This window comes from Arthrobacter sp. CG_A4, from assembly GCF_035985125.1.
In the GTDB taxonomy this organism is placed as follows: domain Bacteria; phylum Actinomycetota; class Actinomycetes; order Actinomycetales; family Micrococcaceae; genus Arthrobacter.
In genome coordinates this window covers 1-3,499 of the sequence record NZ_JAXCID010000088.1, presented here as the reverse complement: position 1 = coordinate 3,499, position 3,499 = coordinate 1, and the positions used below count along the sequence as shown (strand labels likewise).

Annotated in this window: 3 protein-coding genes and 1 pseudogene; 1 reads left to right on the top strand and 3 read right to left on the bottom strand. The window is 63.6% G+C overall.

What is annotated here, in order from left to right:
- Positions 1-303 precede the first annotated feature (303 nt).
- A pseudogene (istA, locus tag RCH07_RS19055) lies at positions 304-1,062 on the top strand (IS21 family transposase); the annotation flags it as partial.
- Positions 1,063-1,143: 81 nt separating this feature from the next.
- On the opposite strand, the gene RCH07_RS19050 reads toward istA, so the two are convergent.
- The 3 genes from RCH07_RS19050 to RCH07_RS19040 are packed head-to-tail and all read right to left on the bottom strand — an operon-like array spanning position 1,144 to position 3,336.
- Positions 1,144-2,163: a tyrosine-type recombinase/integrase gene (locus RCH07_RS19050; protein ID WP_326969061.1), complete on the bottom strand. Its 1,020-nt coding sequence runs from the start codon at positions 2,161-2,163 to the stop codon at positions 1,144-1,146.
- Positions 2,150-3,124: a tyrosine-type recombinase/integrase gene (locus RCH07_RS19045; protein WP_326969060.1), complete on the bottom strand. Its 975-nt coding sequence runs from the start codon at positions 3,122-3,124 to the stop codon at positions 2,150-2,152. The genes RCH07_RS19050 and RCH07_RS19045 overlap by 14 nt, the downstream gene beginning before the upstream one ends.
- Positions 3,121-3,336, bottom strand: coding sequence for a tyrosine-type recombinase/integrase (locus tag RCH07_RS19040; protein ID WP_326969059.1), 216 nt, complete (start codon positions 3,334-3,336; stop codon positions 3,121-3,123). Before RCH07_RS19040 ends, RCH07_RS19045 begins: the two co-directional genes overlap by 4 nt.
- Positions 3,337-3,499 lie beyond the last annotated feature (163 nt).

Below are 3,499 nucleotides of genomic sequence, written 5' to 3'. Positions count from 1 at the left end.
TGGAGATAGACATTGATGCTGTTCCTGATTCTCGCCCTACGCTTTTTGCGGAGTTGCTATGAGCCGCTGGCCTCAACTCACCCTGACACGTAGGGGCTCGGCGCGGAACACTGACCGGGCTTTCCGCTTCCCGTTGTGGTCTTCGTGAATATTGGCTTCTGTGGGCTCCACTTGTGGTGCGGGTGAGCGCCATCGTCCGGTAGCGCGATTGGTGTGGTTGAGCACCACTGTTGGTGTGGTTGAGCACCGCCTGAAAAGCTCCTTCCACCATGTGACGGACACATGGTGGAAGGAGTACCGGTAATGGTACGGAAGATCAAGGCGAAGCTGGTGTTGCAGCTGCGTAATCAAAGCCTGTCGCGAAGAGCAATTGAGTCCGCTCATGGGATTTCCCGGCACAGCATTCAGGCGGTCCTCGATGCGGCGGAGCTGGCAGGTCTCGGTTGGGATGACGTTACCGAGCTGTCGGAGGCCGAGGTGTATGCGGCGTTGTTTCCCGGCCGTGGCGTCCGTGAGAGTGTCTTTGCGCAGCCGGACTGGCCTCGGGTGCACACCGAGCTGGCGCGGGTGGGGGTGACGTTGAAGCTGCTGCACCAGGAGTATGTCGACGCGTCTTCTCGCGCAGGGCAGGCGGTGATGAGTTATGACCGGTTCTGCCGGCTCTATGGCGAGCACGCCGCCGTGACCGGGGCGTCGTCCCGGGTTGGTCATAAGGCCGGCCGCAGCATCGAGGTCGACTGGTCCGGGCCCACGATGCAGCTGCTGGATCCGACCACGGGTGAGATCTCGAAGGTGTATTTGTTCGTCGCCTGCCTGCCCTTCAGCCGGTATGCGTTCGTGGAAGCGAGCCTGGATATGCGGCAGGAGTCGTGGCTGCGCGCCCATGCGGGAATGTTCGCCTTCTTCGGCGGCAGCGTCCCGCGCCTGGTGCCCGACAACCTGAAGACCGGGGTGATCTCCCATCCCCGCGAGGGAGAGATCGTCCTCAATGACGCCTACCGCGAGATGGCGGCGCACTACTCGGCCGCGGTATTACCGGGCAGAGTCCGGGCGCCGAAAGACTATCCCGAGGATTCTGTTATCCCGAGTTCTGGCCGCGAGGCGTGTGCGGTGGCGGCCTGAGTGCCCATTTCCTCGGGATAATCATTTCAGCCCGGCGAGTTGGAGGATGAGGTCGTCGCCTCCTGTCCAGAGCGGCGCGAGGTCGGGAGTGGAGCTGCCTGCTCTCTGGATCGCTTCGCGGACCATCTGGTTGTCGGCCGACGCATAGATGCTCGTGGTCGAGATATTCGCGTGGCCGAGGAATTCCTTGATGTGGGGAAGGGGAACGCCTGCGCGCAGCATCTGCATCGCGCGGGCGTGCCGAAGCTGGTGGGCGTGGATCTTCTCCGGGACCTCCGAACAGTGTTGATGTGCCGCGGTGGCGTGTTTGTTGAGCAGGTAGGAGATGTTGTCCTGGCTCATCTGGTGGCGGAGACCTGCCCGGATAGTGAAGAACAACGACTCTGCCGCCTCCGTCGTGCCGGGATGGAACTCGGCCAAGTACTGGTCGAGATGCCGCGCGGTGGTGTCCATCAGCGGGACGGTTCTGCTTTTGCGCCCTTTGCCGGTGAGTGTCACCCGTGCAGCGCCGATCGTGGTGTCGATATCCGCCGGCGTCAGGTCCAGGATCTCCTGGATCCGCGCGGCGGCATCGAAGGTGAGCAGGATGAAGGTGGTGTCCCGGCGCCCGTGGCTGGTGTGCTGTCCGGGGGCGCGGATCAGCGCGTCGACGGCGGGCATGCTTAACCCGTCTGGCGCCCGCGTCGGTGTTCGGGCGGGTTTGACCTGGGCGACTTCCAGCCAGATCGACACGAGCGCCGGGTCCTCGCCGGCGCAGTAGGACAGGAACGACTTGACCGCGGCCAGGCGCTGGTTGGCGGACGAAGCACCGAGATTCCGGGTCTCCAGCAGCCAGGTGAGAAAGGCGGTGATGGTGGAGCGGTTGATCGCCTCGAAGCTGACCTCGGCCAGGGAAAGGTGCTGCGACTCGCGGAGGTAGTCGAGCAGGGCGTTCAGCGCGGTTCTGTAGGAGCGGATGGTGTGGGGGCTGAGCCGGCGCGACCGGGGCAGGTGGACGGTCAGCCAGGAGCGGACCAAGTGGAAGAACTCATCGGAGGCCATCAGAGGCCTCCAGCAAAGAGCCTTCGATTCCGGTGTTCGCGATCCGGCGCAGGTCGACGTGGAAGTCCGCGGCCAAGTGGAAGTAGTACCAGGTGTCCTCGGTATTGGCGTGTCCGAGGTGCAAACTCAGGTAGGCCACCAACGCTTCCGGGTCCTTTCCGGCGAGGACCCACCGGTTGATGTTCTCGATGACGTGGGCGTGGCGGAGGTCGTAAACACGCGGCGGCGAACCCGGGCTGAACACGACAGGCGGGTCGGCGGCGGCCAACAGCTGCTGGAACCAGTAGTCGATTGTGCAGTCGCTATAGAAACTTCCAGAACGGTTCGGGAAGAACGGCGTCCGATCCGGATGGAACCCGCTGATCGTGGCGTCATAGTTTCGGCAGTAGTCGTGCAGGTCGGGCGACAGAAACACGATTCGGTCCTTGTGTCCTTTGGACTGCCGGATACTCACCGCTCCGCGGGCCAGGTCCACGTCGTTGCGGTGCAGCGTGCGGGCTTCACTCGGCCGAAGTCCCAGGCAGTAGATTATCCGGAAGATCACCGGGATGATCACCTCCCGTCTGCCGCCATAGCCGGTGGCCTGGATGTTGTCGGCGACGTCGAAGAGGGACCGCAGCTGCGCGTGGGAGAAAATATGTGGGCGGTAACGGATTTGTTTGCCGGGAATGCCCGACGGGATGACATAGGCGCTCATCCCGAGCGCGCCCATGTGTTTGGCCAGTTGCCGGATCGGCGTGATCCGGCGCAGCTGACCGTTGACGTGCTCGGTGGGCCGGGCGACGGCCCAGGCCATCGCTATCTCCTTCGTCAGGCTCGATTGGCCAGGGAAGTTTTCGGCACACATTTGGTCGAAATGGCGCAGATGCGACTCGGAGGTCACGTAGGGCAACCCCGTCGCGTGTTTGACCTCAAGCAGCGACTGCATCGGGGCGGCCAGGCCGCTGAGGAGGCCGCTCATGACCGTGCCCTTTTCGGCTCGATGCCAGCGAAGTCGAGACAACATGCCCGCATGCGCTCGTCGTCGGCGGCGAGGTAGTGTTTCGCCGAGGTGATTCCCCGGTGCCCGAGGGCTCCGGAGATCACCGGCAGCGGATTGCCGTCCGCCAGCAGCCGGGTGGCGAACGAGGCCCGCAGCACCCGGAAGCCGCGGCCCGTGCCGTTCTGTGTCACAGCGCCAGAGCGGGCAAAGGCCCGTGAGGCAACCCAATACAAACTGTCGGTGGGGCCCAGCCCGACGTCCCTACGTGTCAGGGTGAGTTGAGGCCAGCGGCTCATAGCAACTCCGCAAAAAGCGTAGGGCGAGAATCAGGAACAGCATCAATGTCTATCTCCA

Bases quoted from the DNA above. Each gene is read 5' to 3' on its own strand.
- RCH07_RS19050 (WP_326969061.1), bottom strand. From the start codon at position 2,163: ATGGCCTCCGATGAGTTCTTCCACTTGGTCCGCTCCTGGCTGACCGTC.
- RCH07_RS19045 (WP_326969060.1), bottom strand. From the start codon at position 3,124: ATGAGCGGCCTCCTCAGCGGCCTGGCCGCCCCGATGCAGTCGCTGCTT.